The organism is Rummeliibacillus sp. POC4, from assembly GCF_003576525.1.
Classification (GTDB): domain Bacteria; phylum Bacillota; class Bacilli; order Bacillales_A; family Planococcaceae; genus Rummeliibacillus.
The window spans coordinates 1-21,111 of the sequence record NZ_QWUA01000006.1 but is presented as its reverse complement, the minus strand read 5'-3'; the positions used below and the strand labels follow the sequence as shown (position 1 = coordinate 21,111).

At 35.6% G+C, this 21,111-nt stretch carries 20 protein-coding genes, 16 tRNA genes, 1 rRNA gene and 1 riboswitch; of the genes, 5 read left to right on the top strand and 32 right to left on the bottom strand.

Annotated elements, in window-relative coordinates; all coding sequences use genetic code 11:
* Positions 1–15 precede the first annotated feature (15 nt).
* From D1606_RS02995 to D1606_RS02945, 11 genes are all read right to left on the bottom strand, one after another.
* Positions 16–939, bottom strand: coding sequence for a S66 peptidase family protein (locus D1606_RS02995; protein ID WP_119414527.1), 924 nt, complete (start codon positions 937–939; stop codon positions 16–18).
* A gap of 73 nt (positions 940–1,012) precedes the next feature.
* A complete protein-coding gene (locus D1606_RS02990; protein ID WP_119414526.1) occupies positions 1,013–2,638 on the bottom strand; it encodes a peptide ABC transporter substrate-binding protein in 1,626 nt (541 codons plus the stop codon).
* A 55-nt stretch (positions 2,639–2,693) separates the two neighbouring features.
* Complete coding sequence (locus tag D1606_RS02985; protein ID WP_119414525.1) at positions 2,694–3,743, bottom strand: ABC transporter ATP-binding protein; 1,050 nt, start codon at positions 3,741–3,743, stop codon at positions 2,694–2,696.
* Between the two features lie 5 nt (positions 3,744–3,748).
* Positions 3,749–4,684: an ABC transporter permease gene (locus tag D1606_RS02980; RefSeq protein ID WP_119414524.1), complete on the bottom strand. Its 936-nt coding sequence runs from the start codon at positions 4,682–4,684 to the stop codon at positions 3,749–3,751.
* Entirely contained in the window at positions 4,681–5,619 is a 939-nt protein-coding gene (locus D1606_RS02975; RefSeq protein WP_119414523.1) for an ABC transporter permease, read from the bottom strand. The genes D1606_RS02980 and D1606_RS02975 overlap by 4 nt, the downstream gene beginning before the upstream one ends.
* 36 nt (positions 5,620–5,655) lie before the next feature.
* A complete protein-coding gene (locus D1606_RS02970; protein WP_119414522.1) occupies positions 5,656–6,480 on the bottom strand; it encodes a M55 family metallopeptidase in 825 nt (274 codons plus the stop codon).
* A 184-nt stretch (positions 6,481–6,664) separates the two neighbouring features.
* On the bottom strand, positions 6,665–7,585 hold the full coding sequence (locus D1606_RS02965) for a S66 peptidase family protein (protein ID WP_119414521.1): 921 nt from the start codon (positions 7,583–7,585) through the stop codon (positions 6,665–6,667).
* Positions 7,586–7,692: 107 nt separating this feature from the next.
* Positions 7,693–8,490 (bottom strand): class I SAM-dependent methyltransferase, encoded by a 798-nt coding sequence (locus D1606_RS02960; protein ID WP_119414520.1) that lies wholly within the window; start codon positions 8,488–8,490, stop codon positions 7,693–7,695.
* Positions 8,491–8,636: 146 nt separating this feature from the next.
* Positions 8,637–8,906, bottom strand: coding sequence for a hypothetical protein (locus D1606_RS02955; protein WP_119414519.1), 270 nt, complete (start codon positions 8,904–8,906; stop codon positions 8,637–8,639).
* 124 nt (positions 8,907–9,030) lie between these two features.
* Positions 9,031–10,476: a PH domain-containing protein gene (locus tag D1606_RS02950; protein ID WP_158582307.1), complete on the bottom strand. Its 1,446-nt coding sequence runs from the start codon at positions 10,474–10,476 to the stop codon at positions 9,031–9,033.
* Positions 10,477–10,493: 17 nt separating this feature from the next.
* Complete coding sequence (locus D1606_RS02945; RefSeq protein ID WP_119414517.1) at positions 10,494–10,991, bottom strand: PH domain-containing protein; 498 nt, start codon at positions 10,989–10,991, stop codon at positions 10,494–10,496.
* 247 nt (positions 10,992–11,238) lie between these two features.
* Between D1606_RS02945 and D1606_RS02940 the strand changes: the two genes are divergently transcribed.
* The 4 genes from D1606_RS02940 (at position 11,239) to D1606_RS02925 (ending at position 14,392) form a co-directional block, all read left to right on the top strand.
* Positions 11,239–12,099 (top strand): patatin-like phospholipase family protein, encoded by an 861-nt coding sequence (locus D1606_RS02940; RefSeq protein WP_119414516.1) that lies wholly within the window; start codon positions 11,239–11,241, stop codon positions 12,097–12,099.
* 84 nt (positions 12,100–12,183) lie between these two features.
* The gene (locus D1606_RS02935) at positions 12,184–12,525 is read left to right on the top strand and encodes a zinc ribbon domain-containing protein YjdM (RefSeq protein ID WP_119414515.1); all 342 of its coding nucleotides are present in this window, start codon (positions 12,184–12,186) and stop codon (positions 12,523–12,525) included.
* Between the two features lie 177 nt (positions 12,526–12,702).
* A complete protein-coding gene (locus tag D1606_RS02930; protein WP_119414643.1) occupies positions 12,703–13,146 on the top strand; it encodes a GNAT family N-acetyltransferase in 444 nt (147 codons plus the stop codon).
* Between the two features lie 34 nt (positions 13,147–13,180).
* Positions 13,181–14,392: an MFS transporter gene (locus D1606_RS02925; RefSeq protein ID WP_119414514.1), complete on the top strand. Its 1,212-nt coding sequence runs from the start codon at positions 13,181–13,183 to the stop codon at positions 14,390–14,392.
* 139 nt (positions 14,393–14,531) lie between these two features.
* Here D1606_RS02925 and D1606_RS02920 read toward each other — a convergent pair whose 3' ends face one another.
* A complete protein-coding gene (locus D1606_RS02920; protein ID WP_199670649.1) occupies positions 14,532–15,395 on the bottom strand; it encodes a glycerophosphodiester phosphodiesterase in 864 nt (287 codons plus the stop codon).
* Positions 15,396–15,658: 263 nt separating this feature from the next.
* Between D1606_RS02920 and D1606_RS02915 the strand changes: the two genes are divergently transcribed.
* Positions 15,659–16,444 (top strand): HAD family hydrolase, encoded by a 786-nt coding sequence (locus D1606_RS02915; RefSeq protein WP_119414512.1) that lies wholly within the window; start codon positions 15,659–15,661, stop codon positions 16,442–16,444.
* Positions 16,445–16,746: 302 nt separating this feature from the next.
* On the opposite strand, the gene queE is transcribed toward D1606_RS02915, so the two are convergent.
* The 20 genes from queE to rrf all read right to left on the bottom strand — a co-directional run bounded on the left by queE (position 16,747) and on the right by rrf (position 21,008).
* A complete protein-coding gene (gene queE / locus D1606_RS02910) occupies positions 16,747–17,457 on the bottom strand; it encodes a 7-carboxy-7-deazaguanine synthase QueE (RefSeq protein ID WP_119414511.1) in 711 nt (236 codons plus the stop codon).
* Positions 17,454–17,882: a 6-carboxytetrahydropterin synthase QueD gene (gene queD, locus D1606_RS02905; protein WP_119414510.1), complete on the bottom strand. Its 429-nt coding sequence runs from the start codon at positions 17,880–17,882 to the stop codon at positions 17,454–17,456. The genes queE and queD overlap by 4 nt, the downstream gene beginning before the upstream one ends.
* 120 nt (positions 17,883–18,002) lie before the next feature.
* A riboswitch (PreQ1 riboswitch) is annotated at positions 18,003–18,047 on the bottom strand.
* Between the two features lie 78 nt (positions 18,048–18,125).
* Positions 18,126–19,103 (bottom strand): DUF4003 family protein, encoded by a 978-nt coding sequence (locus D1606_RS02900; protein ID WP_119414509.1) that lies wholly within the window; start codon positions 19,101–19,103, stop codon positions 18,126–18,128.
* 266 nt (positions 19,104–19,369) lie between these two features.
* Positions 19,370–19,450: transfer RNA gene (locus tag D1606_RS02895), tRNA-Leu, on the bottom strand.
* Positions 19,451–19,485: 35 nt separating this feature from the next.
* Positions 19,486–19,560: transfer RNA gene (locus D1606_RS02890), tRNA-Cys, on the bottom strand.
* A gap of 16 nt (positions 19,561–19,576) precedes the next feature.
* Positions 19,577–19,651, bottom strand: a tRNA-Gly gene (locus D1606_RS02885).
* Positions 19,652–19,658: 7 nt separating this feature from the next.
* Positions 19,659–19,730: transfer RNA gene (locus D1606_RS02880), tRNA-Gln, on the bottom strand.
* A gap of 3 nt (positions 19,731–19,733) precedes the next feature.
* Positions 19,734–19,809: transfer RNA gene (locus tag D1606_RS02875), tRNA-His, on the bottom strand.
* 34 nt (positions 19,810–19,843) lie between these two features.
* Positions 19,844–19,919, bottom strand: a tRNA-His gene (locus D1606_RS02870).
* Between the two features lie 31 nt (positions 19,920–19,950).
* Positions 19,951–20,024: transfer RNA gene (locus D1606_RS02865), tRNA-Trp, on the bottom strand.
* Positions 20,025–20,033: 9 nt separating this feature from the next.
* A tRNA-Tyr gene (locus D1606_RS02860) sits at positions 20,034–20,117 on the bottom strand.
* Between the two features lie 6 nt (positions 20,118–20,123).
* A tRNA-Thr gene (locus D1606_RS02855) sits at positions 20,124–20,199 on the bottom strand.
* Positions 20,200–20,206: 7 nt separating this feature from the next.
* Positions 20,207–20,282, bottom strand: a tRNA-Phe gene (locus D1606_RS02850).
* 27 nt (positions 20,283–20,309) lie between these two features.
* Positions 20,310–20,386, bottom strand: a tRNA-Asp gene (locus tag D1606_RS02845).
* A 4-nt stretch (positions 20,387–20,390) separates the two neighbouring features.
* Positions 20,391–20,467 (bottom strand) — tRNA-Met (locus tag D1606_RS02840).
* Between the two features lie 39 nt (positions 20,468–20,506).
* A tRNA-Val gene (locus D1606_RS02835) sits at positions 20,507–20,582 on the bottom strand.
* A 13-nt stretch (positions 20,583–20,595) separates the two neighbouring features.
* Positions 20,596–20,670, bottom strand: a tRNA-Glu gene (locus D1606_RS02830).
* A gap of 36 nt (positions 20,671–20,706) precedes the next feature.
* Positions 20,707–20,798 (bottom strand) — tRNA-Ser (locus tag D1606_RS02825).
* Between the two features lie 7 nt (positions 20,799–20,805).
* Positions 20,806–20,882: transfer RNA gene (locus D1606_RS02820), tRNA-Asn, on the bottom strand.
* A gap of 9 nt (positions 20,883–20,891) precedes the next feature.
* Positions 20,892–21,008: ribosomal RNA gene (gene rrf, locus D1606_RS02815) — 5S ribosomal RNA — on the bottom strand.
* Between the last annotated feature and the right edge of the window lie 103 nt (positions 21,009–21,111).

Genomic DNA, 21,111 nt, shown 5'->3' with positions numbered 1-21,111 from the left:
CCTCACCTCATTTTGTTATTTGACACCCGGTTGTATTGTGATTGTTTTTTCATCCGCATCTAAAAATGCATTGGCCCCTAATGGAACGGCAAAATGTGGTTGGCAATGACCAATTTTTACATCCTTCACAATTGGAATTGAAAGCTTTCCAAAATAATGTTCGAATACTTCTTCTAATGTTAGTGATACTTTGCGCTTTTTGGGCTCTGCATGGCTAAAATCAGCTATAATAATCCCTGCCACATCATCAAATTTACGAGCTTGACGAAGTTGATTTAGCATACAATCTACTCTGTATGGCTCTTCATCGACATCTTCAATGATTAAAATCTTCCCTTTTGTATTCACTTCAAATTTAGTACCAATACCATTTGATAGCAAGCTTAGGTTTCCTCCTACTAGCTCACCTTGACATTGTCCTGGATGAAAGGTTTCGATTGAGGCGAAGGATTCATCGTATTGAAGAACTGTCGGCTCAAACAATTGCTCGAACATTTTCGCTGATTTCTCCTGAAATGTATCTTTACCGATATCTGAGGCGAACATAGGTCCATGAAATGTCACGAAATCAGCGTACCTTTCAATGGCTGTATGTAAAAACGTAATATCTGAATATCCCCAAAAGACTTTTGGATTATGTGCAATTAAATCAAAGTTAATACGATCCGTATAGCGTGCAGCTCCATAACCACCACATGCGCAAATAATCCCCGCTATATTCGGATCTGCAAACATTTGATGTAAATCATCTAATCGTTCGTCATCCGTTCCTGCTAAATATCCATATACTGAATTCACTGATTCTCCTATTTTATAATTAAGTCCTAATGTTTTTATGAATTGTAAGGATTTATGTAAACTTTTTTGATCTGGAGGACTAGAAGGTGCAATAATTCCAATTGTATCGCCACGTTTTAATCTGTTTGGTTGTTTTTTCAAAATACCTCTCCCTTTCTTTCAACTTATATTTAAGGAAGAAATTGCAGTGTCATATTATGACACTGCAATTCTATTATTTTTTATCTGCCCATTTAAGTTCTAAATAACCAACAGGATGACGAACAACACCTGTTACAGACGGCTTTTGTAGTGCTAATTGGTTGTAGAAGTAAAGTGGAACAATTGGCGCTTCATCGATTAAGATTTTTTCTGCATCTTGAAGCATTTTCCAACGTTTCTCATTATCTGTTTCTTTTTTAGAATCTGCGATTAATTTATCAAATTCTTTATTAGACCATCCTGTGCGGTTCATAGTAGAATCTGTTACAAAACTTTCAATTGCATTTACCGGGTCAGCATAGTCAAATAAGAATGATGAACGTGATAATTGGTGTTTCAATTCTTTTTGTTCAGTCATAAATACAGCAGGTTCAACATTTTTTAGCTTGATATCTACACCAAGATTCTCTTTGAATTGGCTTTGAAGAGCTTCTGCAATTTTTTTGTTATCTGGGCTTGTAGAATAAGTTAATGTAACTGCTGGAATCTTAGACCAACCTTCTTCTTTCAAACCTTCTTTAAGTAATTTTTTTGCTTCCTCTTTGTTGAAAGTGATTAAATCACCAGTTACTTCACGGAAATCTTCACCTTTTGCATTTGTTAAACCATAACTTACAAATCCGTGAGCAGCTTTTTGACCTTGTTTAGTTACATAGTCAACAATATTTTGTTGATCTACAGCCAAAGCAAATGCCTTACGAACTTTTTGATTGGTGAAAGGTTTTTTATCAACATTGAAACGGTAGAATGCAATACCCGCTTGATCTTGATTTGTTAGCTCTTTGTTATCTTTTAACTGTTCAGCGAGTTCTGATGGCACTGTTGAAATATCGAGCTCATCTGATTGATACATTTGATATTCAGTGCTCGAATCATTAACCATTGCCCATTCAACTTTATCTAACTTCACAGTATCCTTATCCCAATATTGATCGTTCTTTGCAAAAACCATTTTAGAATCGTGATCCCATGATTCTAATTTAAATGGACCGTTTGCAACGAATGAATCTGCTTCTGTAAACCATTTTGGATTTTCAGTTGCTACCTTTTCATTTACTGGGAAGAAGCTTGGATTTGAAATAATGTTCAAGAACGCTTCAGTAGGCGCATTTAGTTTTACTACAAATGTCTTATCATCTTTTGCCTCAATTGCAATGTCTTCCGGTTTTCCTTTTCCGGTATTGTAACTTTCTGCACCATCAACTACATAAGCTAAAAATGCTGCTGGAGATGCAGTTTCCGGATCTAGCATATGTTTCCAACCATATACAAAGTCGCCTGCAGTCACGTTATCACCATTTGACCATTTCGCATTATCACGAAGTGTAAATGTATAAGTTAAACCATCATCTGAAACGTCAATTTTTTCAGCCATAGCTGGTTCTGGTTCATTTTTGTCGTTTAATCGTACAAGACCTTCCATTAAGTTATTTAATGGAGCCCACGATACCGCATCAAAAGCAACTGAAGGATCAAAAGAAGACGGTTCAACACCGTTATTTAAACGTAATACCTTTTCTTCTTTCTTTCCTCCATCTTTAGATGTTTCATCTTTTCCTGCATCTTTGCTTGCTGTACATGCTGCTAGTACAAGCATTAAAAGTGCCATAAATACTAGCGGAAGCCATTTTTTTCTCATACATTTCCCCTCTTTCCCCTTTTTATATTTATGTGAAGCACTGAGTGCCTATCACCTATTCACTAAATAATCCCTTTGCTCTTTCATCTTGTAGCCAACAATCCGTATAATGACTAGTCGTTAAATAGGTTGTTTCTGGTTGTACATAGTCACATACCTCCATTGCAAAAGGACATCTTGCTGCAAATGCACATCCTTTTGGTGGAGCAAATAAGTCTGGCGGTGTACCCTCGATTGGTTCTAATTCTTCCTCTAACAAATCTAAACGTGGAACCGAATTAAGTAACCCTTTTGTATATGGGTGTGTTGGGTTATAGAAAATTTCACGTTTCATACCTATTTCGATAATCTTACCTGCATACATCACAGCTATTCGATCTGCTATTTTCGCAACAACACCTAAGTCATGCGTGATTAAGATAATGGAAACACCTGTTTTTTCTTGAATTTCTTCGAATAACTCGAGAATTTGTGCTTGAATCGTGACATCTAATGCAGTTGTCGGTTCATCAGCTATTAATAACAAAGGCTCGCATATAAGAGCAATTGCAATAACAATCCTTTGCCTCATACCACCTGAAAATTGATGAGGGTATTGTTTTAAGCGTTCTTCTGGGTTCGGTATCCCCACAAGATTCAATATCTCAATAGCCTTTTTATTTGCTTCGATTTTGCTAATCGATTTATGGGTTCTAAGACCGTCCGTTAGCTGTTCTCCAACTGTCAGAGTGGGGTTTAGAGCCGTCATAGGATCCTGGAAAATCATCGAAATATCTACACCTTGAACTTTCCTCAGGGCATTTTTATTTAATTTTGTTAAATCTTTTCCTTTAAAAAAAATGCGTCCATTCGATATTTTACCGGGGGGTTGTGGGATTAGCCCCATAATTGCGTTTGATGTTACACTTTTCCCACACCCTGATTCACCAACAATTGCTAATGTCTCCCCTTCATATAAATCGAATGTAACACCACGTACAGCATGAACTTCTCCACCATACGTTTTAAAGGTCACATGCAAATCTTGGACTTCCAACATTTTCTTTCCAACTTTTGTGGAGAGATTTTGAAGTTGTTGTTCATCGTAGTTTACTTTACTTGTCATCCCTCTCACCCCCTAAGCTTAGGATCAAGTGCATCTTGCAAACCATCACCTAAAACATTGAATGCAAACATCGTTATTGCTATAAATAATGCAGGGAAAAACAACCTCCACCAATCCCCTGATAAGATAACCGGTAGTGCATCATTTGCCATCACGCCCCAACTTGCATATGGTGCTTGGATTCCTAACCCTAAAAAGCTTAAGAATGCCTCTGAGAAGATAGCACTTGGCACGGTTAAAGTCATTTGAACAATGATAGGTCCCATTGTATTTGGCAGGAGATTTTTTCGAATAATTCTAGACGTCCCTGCACCAAAAGATTTTGAAGCTGTAACAAACTCATAGTTTTTGATTTGCAATACTTGTCCTCGTACAATCCGAGCCATACCTACCCATCCTGTAATCGTTAAAGCCACGATTATTGTCGTTAAACTAGGTTCCATGACAACCAACAGTAAGATAACTACTAACAAATGCGGTAAACCGTATAAGATTTCAATGATTCGCATCATAACTAAATCGACTTTACCGCCTTTGTATCCGCTAATACCACCATAAATAATGCCAATTGTCACATCGATGATTGCTGCCATTAAACCTACAAACAGCGAAATACGAGCTCCATACCATGTTCTTGTAAATACATCGCGGCCTAATTCATCGGTACCAAACCAATGTTGCATCGAAGGAGCTTTGTTTTGATTTGGTAAATCAGTACCTGTTACCGAATGTGGTGAAAGCATCGGTATTAAAATAGCAGCAACCCCTAAGAATATTAAAAAGAACAAGCCTATCATCGCTAATTTATTTTTCTGTAATCTTCTCCAAGCATCTGCCCAATAAGAAAGTGATGGTCGAACAACTGTCTCTACTTTTTCAAGACCTTTTTCTTTTGGTTTGAACCATTCATCTTTTACTTCAACTTTATGGATATTCGTCATGATGCGTCACCTTCTTTTTTATGCAATTTGATACGTGGATCTAGAATGCCATAAACAATATCTACTAGAAATAACATAACGACTAGAAAAGTACTATAGAATACGGTTGTCCCCATAATGACGGGATAGTCACGGTTGTTAATACTTTCAACGAAATATTTCCCCATACCTGGTATAGCGAATATCTTTTCTATGACAAATGTTCCTGTCAAAATACTAGCTAGCATTGTACCCATAATCGTAACGACAGGCATCATCGCATTTCTCAATGCATAGCGGATGATGATTTTCCATGGTTTAAGTCCTTTAGCTTTTGCCATTTTAATATAATCCTGTGTCAAGACCTCAAGCATACTTGCCCTCGTCAACCTTGCAATAATTGCCATTGGTCCTGTGGCTAAGGCTAGAGTTGGTAGCACCATATGCATCGGACTTTGCCAAGTTGCCGCCGGAAACCACCCTAGTTCTCCAGCGAAAACTTTTATTACTAATGTTGCTAAGATAAAGTTTGGTAAGGAAATCCCAACAACCGCAAACGTCATCGCTAAATAGTCAACCACACCATTATGTCTTAGTGCGGCAAGCGTTCCTAGAATGACACCCGAAATAACCGCAACTAATATTGTCACCATGCCCAGTTCAAACGAAATCGGAAATCCTCTACTGATCAAACTATTTACAGTCTCATTTGGCTTTTTAATAGAAGGTCCAAAATCAAATGTTATGATTGATTTTAAATAACTTACATACTGCGAGGAAAGCGGTTGATCCAACTTGTAAAACTTCTCCAAATTCTCTTGAATCGCTGGATTTGTTGTACGATCGCTATCCAATGGTGATCCTGGAATGGCATGCATTAAAAAGAACGTTAAAGTAGCAATGATTAAAATCGTCACAATCATCATCAAAAAGCGCTGGATAATATATTTCACCATAGAAATCTCCCCCTTTGTGTGTGCTCTTAGATGTCTTTAACAGTAGCGTGCTTGGAAAGCAAGCTCAGCCATTACTAACATTGCACGATAAGCTTCGAGAATATCCTTTGCTTTAAATTCAACGATTGTAGTCCCTTCAATAATTCTGGTTCCTGGCATTAAAGCAGCCCACTCTGCCTGACCATAATTCGTAAATTCAATTTTTAATACTGGCTTATCTGGTGGTGTTAATGGTTTAATGTCATCTTTTTTAACAATTGCTTCAGCTACTTTTTCAGCAACTAATTCTCTTGCCTTTTTAGGATGAAGTGTTTTTACACAAGAGCGTGAAATGGTTTCCTTCACGGCTGCTGTTACTACACCTGGTACAAGTGCTTCTATTTCACGACATGCACAATCATCACCTGCTAAAAAAATGACAGGTACCCCATAATACCCTGCCACATATGCATTGAAGCCAATTTCTCCTATTTCTACATCGTTTATAAAAATTGTTCGAAAACTAAATGTCATTGAATGACTCATTACCCCTGGCATACCTGCGCGTGCATGATATCCAGCAAATAAGACACCGTCAAAACTTGAGTCAACATTATGTACCATCGAAAATTGCTTAAAATCTCCGGATATTAGAGTTGCTTCTTCATGCAACTCTTCTACTAATAAATTGTTCATCTTAGAGTGACTATCATTCACCAATACTTCAGTAGCTCCATTTTTAAATGCAGATTCAATAATTGCATTCGCCTCTTGCGTCATGATTCTTCTGGAATTTTCATAGTTTCGCTCTGATGATGTGACAAAAGTATAATCAGGTAACCCCGTAATACCCTCCATATCTACTGAAAGAAAATATTTCATTAATCTCTCCCCCTATCAATCTTGCTGTCCTTATTGCTAGATTAACAAAAATATTTAGAATATTCAATTATTTATACGCAAGAAAATGTAACATTACTTTATTTTTACATAAAATACAATAAATAATCCTTTTGCAAAATAAAAAATCCAATTCTCATATGAAAATTGGATTTTATTTTGTACCCTACTCTACTCCAGGAAGAATAGCTAAGTCTTTGTTTTCTGCATCTAATAGGACATCTACGCCTAACGGAATTCCTACATTCGGTTCGCAATGACCAATCTTAAAACCGCTCACGACTGGAATATTTAAATCTTTAAAGTAGGATTCAAATAGCTCGTCTAAACTTGGCGAATCTTCGTATTCTCTTGGATGTATTTCAGTAAATTCGCCAATAACTATACCTTTTACTTGTTCGAATTTACGTGCTTGTCTCAATTGGTTCAACAATCCATCAATCTGAGCTGGCTCTAATCCGATATCTTCTATTAGTAGAATCTTACCGGCAGTGTCTATTTCAAATTTTGTTCCTAAACTATTCGCGATTAATGTTAGGTTTCCACCTGTTATCTCACCCCGTGCTGCTCCGCCACAAATTGTTGTAAGTGGTGAAATACTTTCATCGTAGTGAATTTCTGCAGGTTGGAATAATTGTTCAAACATATGCTTTGTACGTTCCATTACATTTTCGCGGCCAATACTTGATAAGGTAGGACCATGGAAAGTGACAATATCAGAAAACATACCGATTGCAGTATGCAAAAATGTGATATCAGAAAAGCCCCAGAAAATTTTAGGATTTTCTTCTAATAGTAAATAATCAATCTTATCAGCTATTCTTGCAGCACCGAAGCCTGCACTTGCACAAAAAATTGCTTTAATAGTTGGATCTTCAATCATTTCTTGTAAATCTTGTGCACGCTCTTGATCGGTACCCGCTAAATAGTGGTTATGTAGCTGAACGGTATTACCTAACACATAATGCAATCCTAATTCATCTAAAAAATCTAAAGCTTTCGTTAATCTTTCTATATTTGGAGGACTAGAAGGTGCAATAATTCCTACAGTATCCCCTTTGTGTAATCGTGGTGGACGTCTTTTCATATTCAAAACTCCTATGATAGTTTATATAACTATCCTCTACTTTACCAAATATCCGGTTAAAAAAGCGAATAGATGCCATTATCATGGCAGAATTTAAGATAAGTCAATTATCCATTTTTTATAGCTAATTTAACCGATGTTTCAATCTTTTCTTTAAAGATTCCTGTTTCATTTAAAGTCAATAATTCTTCCCTTAAATGATCTTCAAATAGTTGAACATGCTCTCCTAAAAATCGTTTACTGCCATAGGATGTTGAATAGATATTGCCAATGATCGAATCGACTGTCCATATTTGATCATAAGTTGGCATTTGATATACTTCTAAATCAAAAGGTGATTTTTCTATCACTTCTTGATGGCTTATTGTTGGATGTGAATATGTAGTATTTCCTGCTCTTCTTTCTTCACCATACCACTGTTGAACTACTTCATTAACTTTCTCTTGCCAAGGTAGGACTACTTTGTTTGGCGAATAATTATCGATGATTGCTACACCGCCATTTAAAGAAACCATGTCATATAATGTTTCAAGTACTACTGGACGATCCATCCAGTGAAATGCTTTTGCAATTGTGACCAATTTAAAAGATTCTTCATAATTTTTTCGATAGCTGTCTATATCTCCATTAAACCAATTTATATGCTCAGCTCTTATTTCTGTGGTTAACCTTTCTGCTTCCTGAATCATTTCGAGGTCTGGATCAATTCCAACAATTTGTTCAAACCAATCCGAGAATCTAAACGCTAATTGACCTGTACCGCAACCTAAATCCATCATTTTCCCATTACCATCTAAAGAAAATCTATTAACTAAAAATCTTATTAAAGAAGCTGGATATAACTGTCTATATTTTGAATAATATTTTGCTGCTCCTTTAAATAAATCTTGTCCATAGCTTTTCATTTAAAGTCCCCCTTTTTAATTATTAACTTCTTCGTATTGCTAATAGTATCCACTTTCTTATGTATATAGTAAAACCTTATATTTCAAAAAAATAGAGAGCCCTATGTGATAGAGCTCCTTAATAATTTCACGATAATATGCTATATTTACATTTCTAAAGAATTTGCCTTCGGGTCATCCTTAAATTGAACATCCGTTTTAAAAATTGGTATTTTGACATTTAAACCATTCTTATTGTTAAATTCTATCCATTTCTGTTTTTCACGCTCTACAGCTCTATTCTGCCATTCCATCCAACCACACTCAGCACAATGGCTTTCCACATAACTATTTCCATGTGTATCTTTATGATGATAGAGTGTATTCGATTTGCAATTGTAGCAATAAATAATTTTTTCATCAGTTCGCATATACATAATGGCACCCTCCTATATTCATGGTCTACTAAAACCAGAATTTACAATTTGCCATTACTTTATACAGGAATGATAGAGAACAAATACTTAAAATCCCCACTGATGAATTTTTATTTTAATTTTTTCACTCTACTTGAATACTCTCTCCTCTTTTTTTATACCACCTGTAAAATTCCGCAGAATATGCAAGCGGCATATCGAAAACGCTTGTTACTTTAACAGGATTTGCTCGGTTGCTTACATAAATCGTTGAAGCTTTGAATTTTCTTTGAATTGGAGATGTTCTTACCTTCGCCTCAATTATATTTTTTCGCTTTGAAATAAGCATTTTACTGACAAATCCACCTGATTGCATTTGAATCAATTCATCATGAATTGAAAAATGGCTATTCTGGAAGTCCACATATCTAATAGTTTCTATTAGTATAAATAAAATGAGAGAAATCCACCAAAATGTCGGTATCCAAATGAATATTACGATTGAAGAAATAATCCAAATTATACTAGGTCTACATAATTTCAACCAAAGCACTCGTCTTTCAAGCTTTCTCGGTTTTAAATCGACTTGATATTCGGGTAAAAGTTCAGTAATAATCTGAAAAGCTATTTTCTTTGGAAGGAACGGATATAGCGTGCTAATATCGTCATCATCCTCATAACTACTAGATGTCACCAACTCTACTTCCACTAAGCCTAAGAGTTGTTTAAATAACCCTTGTTTTATATTAAATGCTTGAACACGAGATTTTTGGATCGATAATCGAGTTTCATTGAACAAACCTCTTTTAATATATATTTTCAAGTCATCACTTGAAAGTGTATAATTCCAGTATTTAGAAAATGTATAGCAAATAGATAATAGGAATGAAATGAGAAGAATCCCTATTAAAACAAACGCATCAATCCATAAATGAGATAAGATCAGTTCAAGAGACACTGTTTTTTTCACAAAATGAAATGCATCTTTGTCTTTAATTATTATTCCAACAGCGAAAGTTGGTACTACCGTCAAAAATTTCACAGAAGCAAATGAAGCTTTCAATAAATCAGGTATAGTGACTTGATAATGAATCTTCTGATCCCTTTGATGCATTGAAATAGTATCTTTACTATTATCATCTAACGGAGCAACTGGAGTTTTTTTGCTAAATACCAAATCTTCCAGCAAATTAGCCTCTTGCAAAGAAAGCATCTCGAATACTAGATCTTCATCTGTTACAGCTGCAGTTGAAAATACAATTTGCGTTTTACGAGAAAGTTTATGCAATATTGTCCTTTTTCGCTGAATATTTTGTACCCTATTAAAAGGGATAACTTGTTTGTTCTTAGTGAAAACACCAGAGTGAATATAAAAAGCACGATCATCATAGCCATACCTATAAGTAAACCATTTTAAAAATACAAGTAAAAACAAGAAAATGACGATAAAAGGGTATGCAGTCCACAATAAATGCCAAATATCATTCGTAGAGGTTTCGTTTAAAAAAATTAAGGCCAGCGTAGGGATAAGTAAAGACCTTATTAGCTTCAAATAATTTAATATTAGTTTGATGGATGTTATCTTTTTCATAGAAGGAACCGTTTCTATCATTCACTCACTTCCTTAATTTTTGCAAAGATAGCAATTTGATCTCGTAATATGTATGCTAGATCTTCTGGAATACCAGGAATTTCATGCATTGACCCCATCGTATGGACCTCAATATTATAGAGTCCAAATCTTCTCAAAATAGGCCCTTGTTCTAACAAGACAGATTGAACTTTTGTCATTGGTATTAACTCGTTTACTTTAAAAAGTTTACCGTTTTTTATTTTTATAAACTCTTCGTCAATATCATACCGCCAATATTTTTGTGTTAGATATGGGCTTAAGGTTACATCCCACAGAGCATATATAATTTCGATAATAACTAAAATAAGTAGCAACCATTGTAGCCAATGCCACCAATTAAAGTGTTCTGCAACAAAATATAATGTTAAAAGAATAGCAAAAATAATAATATTAGAAATAATATTACTTATACGCCATGCCATTTTTGCTTTTTCTGGCAATTTAGTCTTTGGTTGTTCAATCCAACCCTCCATCTACAATCATCTCCTTTTTCTAACCTTTATAGATTGAGAAACTCTAAAATGTTATATACTTCTATTTTAATATAGATTGGGCATTCATCGTGAAACAATCTATCTTTCTTTGATGTCGATTGAATTTTTAGATGTATTTTTTACTCACTCTAGTTAGATGATAAAACCAAATGTTACACTTGAAGAAAAGAAGAATGTAGGATATGCGATTATTTATTCTTTAGCTTTTTATAGAAAGAAGGATACCATGTTACAAGTAAATGTAGAGAATACAAGTTTAATATTAGAAGGAGGTACTTTTCGGACGCTTTTCTCTGGTGGTGTGTTAGATGCTTTTTTAGATCACCAGATTATGATGCCTTATATTGTTGGGATTTCGGCAGGAGCCATTAATGCATCTGCTTATGTTTCTCAACAAAAAGAACGTATGGTATACACATTATTAAATTATCGTCATGACAAACGTTATATGGGCATGCGTAATTTTTTTACTGAACGAAGCTTATTTGGTTTAGAATTTGGATACGATACGATTCCTAATGAGCTCTATCCATTCGATTGGGATACCTATCAACAATACAACGGTCAATTATTATTCGGTGTAACCAATGCCCATACAGGACAAGTTGAATATAAAGACGCTCTAGAAATGGATAGAAAATGTATGATGCTCCGTGCTACATGTGCTATTCCTGTACTCTTTCCAGAGATTAAGTTAGATGGCATCCCTTACTATGATGGAGGACTAGCCGAACCAATTCCCATTCACCATACCGTCGATGAAGGTTTTAAAAAGCATGTTATTATCCTAACTCGTCCAAAAGGTTATCGTAAAAAGCTAGATTGTCAAAGTAAGATTGCGATGAAACTTCTCAAAAAACGCTATCCTGCTATCGTCAAAAGTATGGAAACACGCGTCGACCATTATAATGAATCATTAGACTACTGCGAACAACTAGAAGCAGAAGGAAAAGCATTTATCTTCCGTCCTACAACTGCACTTCATAGCTTCGAAAAAGACCTAAATCAAATTCGTACAAATTATCAGATGGGATATGAACAAGCTGTTAAAAGAATGACAGAATTAAGGACATTTTTGCAAATCTAATATATTTGTACGCAAATATCATTGTAGAAATAAGCAATCTATGGCAATCTAAATAGTAAAAGTACACTAATTGGAGGAAAGTACATGGAACGAATCCCAAATTGTCCACAATGTCAATCGACCTACACATATGAAGATGGAGCATTATTTGTTTGCCCAGAATGTGCACACGAATGGACAGCTCACGAACAACAAGTTGCCGAAGAGGCAAGCATCATTCGCGATAGTGTGGGCAATCCTTTATCAGAAGGAGACACCGTTACCGTTGTAAAAGATTTAAACGTCAAAGGTGCAACATCGAATATCAAAATAGGAACAAAAGTAAAAAACATCCGATTTGTTGATGTAGATGGCCATGATTTAGAAGGCAAAGCCGATGGATTTGGCGCCCTTTATATACGTTCAAAATATGTAAAAAAACTATAATTTGCTATAAAGCAACAAATTTAAAGAACCAGAAAAGCCTCTATAAAGAATCCTTGCAAAATTCTTTATAGAGACTTTTTTATGTTCTTAATTTTTTTAATAGATATATTTAACAGGTATTTAAACATCTTTATAGAATTAATTAATTAATAGAAGACCAGAACGACTTATAAAGGAATTATTCCAGATGATTTTTTAAACAATTTATCATATGAGCAAAGAACTGAACTATGGATACATAATATTGGGCGAAAAAATAATTTTATATTAGTAGCAGAGAGTACTGAAGGGGAAATTATTGACTTTGCAGATTTCTGGAAAAGAGAAACGAATACAATACCCAATTCAAGTGACTTAACATCCATCTATTTACTTGAAGAATATCAAGGAAAAGGTATAGGAAAGAAATTACTAGAGCGACTGTTTCTGCAGATTAAACAATTAGGCTATCAAAGTTTTTTTGTTGATGTATTAGCCGAGAACAAAACACGCTATTTTTATGAATATTATAGTGCAAAATTTTACAAAACAGTTCAAATCAAAATAGGTGGGAAAATTCTCGATGAAATAATATATATATGGGATAACGTTGACAAGGTTTTAGAAAAGCTAAAGAACTAATAATGAGTTAGTAATCTTTAATGGAGGAAGCATAGTGAAAATTATTCGAAAATATTGGCTGTTATTAGTTGGTTTAGGTTTTTCTAATTTAGGAAACTGGATTTACCTTGTAGCACTTAATTTATTTGTATGGCACTTAACGGAATCTCCTGCAGCAATGGCAGGAATCTTTGTTGTAGGACGCACAGCAAGAGTATTAACAAACTTGGTGGCAGGCTCTTTTATTGATCGTATGAATAAACGTAGATTAATGATTATAACAGATATATTACGAGGGCTTATCGTTTTTTGTATGCCATTTATGGACTTTATCTGGCTCATCTATACATTCGTATTTTTAACAAATATTGCGAGTAGTTTCTTTGGACCAAGTAGTACATTTTATATTACAAAATTTGTATATTTTGAAGACAGGCAACGATTCAACGCTTTACTTGGCACATTTAATTCCGGTGCCTTTTTAGTAGGACCAGCAATCGCAGGTCTCCTCATCATGCTTTTTAATACAACTGTGACAATTTGGTTTAATAGTTTTACATTCTTAATCTGTGCAATGACCATTTTCTTTCTCCCCAATATAGAGGGTGGTGAAGGTGATTTACAGCCACGTGTTACTTGGCAAATGTTCAAAAATGATTACATAACAGTAGTTTCTTTCATCAGAAAAAAACAATTATTTATATCGATTTATTTTCTATATCAATCTTCGTTAATGATTGCATTTGCTCTTGATTCTCAAGAAGCAACATTCATGAAGCAGGACTTAGCACTTTCAGATAGCTTATACGGAACATTTGTAAGTGTTGCTGGAGCAGGAGCTATTTTAGGGGGAATTGTAGCAGCAAGCTTATCCAAAAAATTATCTTCTCTTTCCTATTTGGCTTTTGGCATGATCTTTACCATGCTTTTTTATACAGCTTTCTATGCTTCAACAATAAATTTATGGGCTCTTATTAGTTTCATTTTACTTGGCTTTTTTATGGCATTTAGTAACACAGGTTACGAAACACTTTATCAACAAAGTGTGCCAACCGAATTGATGGGTCGTTTTGGTAGTATCGCAAACATTTTTCAAAGTATCTTACAAATTGTATTTACACTATTACTAGGTCTCTTTGCAGAGTGGTTTACACTTCAAACTACCGCTATTGCTTTCGGTGTAATAAGTATCTTACTTGCAGGAGTATTATTCTATATTCTGTATTCTCAAAAGCACCAATTAAAGCTAGAGCAAGAAGTCTTATAATGAGCGATTTCTTTTTGAAAGATATGATTTGCAGGAATACGCCTAAAGATTAAGACTCTTCTAATTTAAAATTAAAAGATGCTTAGAAATATTGTTATATCAATATTTCTGAGCATCATTAAACTTTCCCCTATTCAACTTACTTCCCTTTCTTCACCTGATTCAGTAAGTCAGGAAAGTTCGTGAACATTCCTGTCACACCCCAGTCAATTAGCTGCTGCATTCTTTCTTTAGTATTTACTGTATATGGATGAACTTCAAGACCACTGTTAACTACCTTTTGTATATATTCTTTATTTAAATACGTGTGGTTAGGACCTATTCCAATTGCATATTCTTTTATCTTTGTTATTTCATCTTCTGTTATAACTGCATTTCCTTTATAAGATAACAATTGAATAAGTTTTAATGATGGATCCAATTCATGCATTATTTTCAGACTATCTGCACTAAAGGATTGCACAAGTAATTTCTTCTTGTTGATATTGTACTTATTTATAAGACGTAAAAGTTCTTCTTCCATCCCAGGGTATATGTTGGGTGATTTCGTTTCGATATAATAACTAGCATTTTTTCCAAATTTCAAGAAAATCTCTTCAAGAGTAGGTACCTTTAACCCTACATATTCTGGCTTAGCATACTGTGGATATGCTTCATTAAACCAGCTTCCAGCATCCAAATGTTTAATCTCATCTAAAGTATGGTCTTTTACAAGGCCTGTCCCATCAGTTGTCCGATCCAACTTTTCATCATGCATAGCAATTAATTGGCCATCCTTGGTCATCTGTAAATCAATCTCAATATAATCACCATGCAGTTTTTCTCCCATTTGATATGAAGTAATTGTATGCTCTGGAGCATATCCAGAAGCACCTCGATGTGCAACGTTTTCCACATACTTATATTTTTCTTTAGCCATAGCTGTTTCTCCATTTGTTGCAAAGCTCGCTACTATTACAAAAGCACCCAGAACAGATAACCATTTTCTTTTCAATTCCAACATCTCCTCTATTAATAGACTTCTAGTCAATAATAGCAGGAGAATATTAATCTCTTTTAATAGGATTGTAAATTTTGATAATTGATTAGTGCCATAATTGAATTACAGATAGTGAATTTACAAATTTAACTTTTAAAGTTCAAAATAATTTATAATATATTGAAAGCGTAACTGAAGTATATTAAAGAAAATGATCTATATTAGTTCATTGAAAGAAATTTATTGCCATGGATTAAACAAAACTAAAAGGCTAAGGTGATACCAACATGGAAGTAGCTAAAAAGATCAAAGCAGTAGTTTTTGATTTAGATGGAACTCTATTAAATTCAAGAAAAGAGGTAACTGAAAGAAGCAAAAAAGCTATTTTGCAGATTCATAAGAAAGGAATTACTGTTATATTTGCTACAGCTAGAGCTCCACGTTCAGTTAAAGTATTTCTCCCCCAAGAACTGCGAGAAATATCAACTATTGTCTATTATAATGGGGCTCTAATAATAAACGAAGTTAAAGGCTACAAAGAGCATTATCCAATTGAGTCGGCTATAGTAGAGGAAATAATAACATTTCTATCTGATCGTCCTTCTGAACCCTGCCTCTCCATCGAGTCTGAAGATATATGGTATAGCAACAAGTCCAAAGATTATAGCAAGGCTATGAATGCAGTCATAAATCCAATAATCCTGCCTCTGGATGAATTAAAAAAGAAAAGTGCATCGAAAATATTAATCACCCATTATCCTGACTATGAAAAATTTAAAAAACAATTTGAACAAAAAGTAAATGCCGTCTGTACTGATGCAGGAACCCTAATTCAAATTATGGCAAAAGACGTTTCTAAAGAAAGAGCAGTTTTAAACCTTTGTGTTCGATTGAATATCTCATTAAGTAATGTAATGGTCTTCGGTGACGATTGGAATGATTTAGGATTATTTAATGCATGTGGCTTTCCAATTGCTATGGAAAATGCAATACCTGAACTAAAAGAAATAGCATACTTTGTAACTAGATCTAATAACGAAGATGGTGTAGCTCAAGTAATAGAAAGGTTATAAATTATTTAGGTAAAATATATTTTAACATCAAATTAGAAGATAAATTAACAGAAAGAAACTAATCTGATCAGAAATGCTAGATTACTCATTCATTTCTATTAGCTCGTAATAGGAATTTAACAGAGTAGACTTAAAGAAATTCAGTAAATATTTTCGATATTATAGTGGCAGTACAATTCCAATCGTTTTCATCGTAACATCTACACACCAAAAAAGATTCTTATTCTCTCTCTAGAGAATAAGAATCTTTTAGTAACAATTTTATCCGCGGTGATGGTTGTCATCAAAAGAATACGATACATCTACACTTCGCGCTTATTAGACCAAACTAATGCATGCAATTGTGGCAATGCACGAACATTATTCATTTCTGGATCTTTGATGACTTTCTCCCATAACCATTCAAGTGATTTTAATAGTCTAGTAGAAATATCACCTGTTTCATTTGGATTGGGATTGCCAACAGATAAAAAGAACTCAGCATCTGGATAACGTTTGTGAATCTTTTTTGCAAATAGAAAGTCGTTGTCATCAAAAACAACGACTTTCAGGCTAAGTACATCTAGTGGAAGCCGGCTAATGATTTCACCTAATAAAATTAAATCCGTCTCCATGCCACTGCTAGGTGGTTTTGGAGAAATAGTAAGATCATCAACAAATCCAAACCAATCTTGCCATCTTGAACCTTGTGTTTCTATCCCCACCTTAATATTATCCTTTCGCAATAATTGGATAAATTCAGCCATTGGTTTTCCAATAAGAGCAGGATTCCCACCGCTAATAGTAACGTACTGAAAATTGTTTCCCGCTATTTCTTTTAATTCATCATAAATTTCTTCTGCATCTAATAAACGAATTCGATCTTTTTCGGATCCATCCCATGTAAAAGCAGAGTCACACCAGTGACAGCGATAATCACACCCCGCTGTCCGAACAAACATTGTCTTTTGCCCAATTTTCCTTCCTTCTCCTTGAATGGTTGGACCAAAAATTTCAATTACCGGTATCTTCATGCCTTCTCTTCCCTTTTCGGACGATAAATACAATAAGATGTTGGGGTTTCTCTGACGATTATTTGCAGACATTTTGGCTTATTCGGTAAGGTTACCAAATGATTCTCTATTAGTTGATATATTTGCCTAGAAACTTCTTCCGTTGACGGAGCTCTCTTCTTATATTCAGGGAAGTCATTCAAAAGTTGATGGTCATATTTATCATGAACAATTTTTTTCAGATCGCTAAAGTTCACAAGCATGCCCATTTCATCTAACTGTTCACCTGCTATCGTAAGGTTCACAAAATAGGTATGCCCGTGAGTGAAAGCACACTTTCCAGCTCTTTCATCTGGAATAAAATGAGCCGCAGCAAAATGCATATCTTTATTTAATTCAAATGGATATGGATGAGAAGGCGGTTGCGGATAAAATTGTTGAAGCATAAAATCAAATCCTTTCTAGATTGTTTTATTTTTAATCACTACTAAACAAATAAATTGTATCTAAAAATTTGAAAGGTTCTTCTTTCCAAAAAGAAAACAGTACCACTAAGAAAGCAGTACTGTTTCCTAGTTTTTTTAGAGAGGGTATGCTAGAACCTCTATATTTCATTTGATTTAATTATAGCACAAATAGTAGTTACCTAGAAATAATGTAATTTAATCCCTAAAAATAATAATCAGCATTTATTCACCCGACGTATCAGATGCTGCTGCTACGGTAGCAATAGTAGTAGTCGCTATCATCGCTTGTTCAGCTTGCATTAGCATTTCTAAATTGTTCACCACGCTCATATCAAAGGATTCCTCTAAATTCGCAAGTTCAGGTAGGACCCTTTGCAAAGCAGTACTGAATGCCAAGCTTTTATACCATCGGAATAACTTCACCTTTGTTACTTCTTCGTAAAGAGCTGTGAGTTGGTCAATATGCTCTGTTTTTGCACCTGCTATAACTAAAAAACCGAGTAAAGGATAATGTTCCTTCTTCAATTTAACATTTCGCTGTATGAGGTCACTACGGATTTGAACAATATAAGGTACCATGTGTTCTTGATAATCAGGACTGTTAATGGTCATAATTTGAGAAAGCCATTGCAAATGATTTCCTAATGAAAAATTATTATTTCGTAGTTCTGTATAATAACGATTCATCGTTTTTGCACGGAGTTCGGGTTCTTCTCCATTTTTACTTAGTAACACTGAATACGCCATATCTTCATGAGATGTTAAGAATGGATGGTGTTTGCGAATAGCGTCATACAATCTTTTTGCATGCTCAGCATGCGTTTGCTTTTGTTTCGAATCTTCCGTTAAAAAAAGAGCTGAAATATAGCTATATACAGATCGTTTGAAATTCGCCTGCTTTAGAATCTCCTCGTTCTTGATTAATTCACTTACTGATTGTTGTGGCTCTTTTTTTCCATCTAGCAACATCGCAACACTATAAAGAAGATTGCTACTACTACGTAAAGTGGAAAACCAGCTTGTTTGTTTTTTTATTTCTTCAATGATTGCTTCAAATGATGCATAAGAAAAGGTTTTCCCTGCCGCACTATAATGACTTGCCAGCATTAATAAAATTCGTTTATCAACCGTCCAACTTAAATAGTTAGCGATTTTTTCATAATTTGTCTGTAGCAACTCAATATACGCCTTATTTTTCATTAGCTTCACTCTTCTCTTCTTAGAATTTCATGAATGATCACGGTATCTCTATACCTTCTAAGTTTTTCTACGAGTTGAATAGGTATGAGGTTTCACAAATACATGAACTTGAGGAGAAATAAAAATGCTATATTAAAATTAATTGCACACATATATGGCTAAATTAAACCGTCGTTGTCTTTCGACAGGATGTTTAAGTATATAAAATTATTTTCTACATAAAAAAAGAAACCCTTGATATATCAAGAGTTTCAGCTTATCTATGATACCGGTGGTCGGGGTCGAACCGACACTCCAAAGGAACACGATTTTGAGTCGTGCGCGTCTGCCAATTCCGCCACACCGGCATGTTATTATAAGAGTTATCGTTTTTTAAATTAAATGGAGGCGGCAACCGGATTTGAACCGGTGAATAGAGGTTTTGCAGACCTGTGCCTTACCACTTGGCTATGCCGCCTTAATATTAAAATAATTGGAGCGGAAGACGGGGTTCGAACCCGCGACCCCCACCTTGGCAAGGTGATGTTCTACCACTGAACTACTTCCGCAAATTAACTGGGGTACCTGGATTCGAACCAGGGCATGACGGAATCAAAATCCGTTGCCTTACCGCTTGGCTATACCCCAATATGGGGCGGATGATGGGGATCGAACCCACGAATGCCGGAACCACAATCCGGTGTGTTAACCACTTCACCACATCCGCCATTATAACGATGTTGACTATATCAGATTAAATATGGGGCGGATGAAGGGGATCGAACCCTCGAATGCCGGAACCACAATCCGGTGTGTTAACCACTTCACCACATCCGCCATTATATTTGAATTTGATAATATTTTAAATTGGCAGGGGCAGTAGGAATCGAACCCACATCAAAGGTTTTGGAGACCTCTATTCTACCGTTAAACTATGCCCCTATAAAAGAATGGTGGAGGGGGGCAGATTCGAACTGCCGAACCCGAAGGAGCGGATTTACAGTCCGCCGCGTTTAGCCTCTTCGCTACCCCTCCGACTAATGGTGCCGGCGAAAGGAGTCGAACCCTCGACCTACTGATTACAAGTCAGTTGCTCTACCAACTGAGCTACACCGGCATTATTATGGTGGGTCGGGACAGAATCGAACTGCCGACACTTAGAGCTTCAATCTAATGCTCTACCAACTGAGCTACCGACCCATAATAATTAAATGTTATTTTAGAAAATGGCGGTTCGGACGGGACTCGAACCCGCGACCTCCTGCGTGACAGGCAGGCATTCTAACCAGCTGAACTACCGAACCATTTTGGTTGCGGGGGCAGGATTTGAACCTGCGACCTTCGGGTTATGAGCCCGACGAGCTACCGAACTGCTCCACCCCGCGATAATAATATATGAGATAATAATATTTATGTTGACTAAATGGTGGAGGATGACGGGATCGAACCGCCGACCCTCTGCTTGTAAGGCAGATGCTCTCCCAGCTGAGCTAATCCTCCATGTTATAAGAAATGGTGACCCCTACGAGATTCGAACTCGTGTTACCGCCGTGAAAGGGCGGTGTCTTAACCGCTTGACCAAGGGGCCATTTTATTATTTATTAAGTTAGCTTTCAGGATTCTATGGCGGAGAGTAAGGGATTTGAACCCTTGAGACAGGGTTACCCGCCTACACGATTTCCAATCGTGCTCCTTCGGCCACTCGGACAACTCTCCAATAAAATGGCTCCGAAGGTAGGACTCGAACCTACGACCCTCTGATTAACAGTCAGATGCTACTACCAACTGAGCTACTTCGGAATAATAACAGCCTAGCAACGTCCTACTCTTGCAGGGGGACAGCCCCCAACTACCATTGGCGCTAAAGAGCTTAACTTCTGTGTTCGGCATGGGAACAGGTGTGACCTCTTTGCCATCATTACTAGACTATTTTGTTAAGGACAAGAATTATTATACCATCTTATGAGAAAATGTCAAGTACTTTTTTCTATTTTAGAAAAGTATTTTTTCTTTAATTAACAGAAAATTC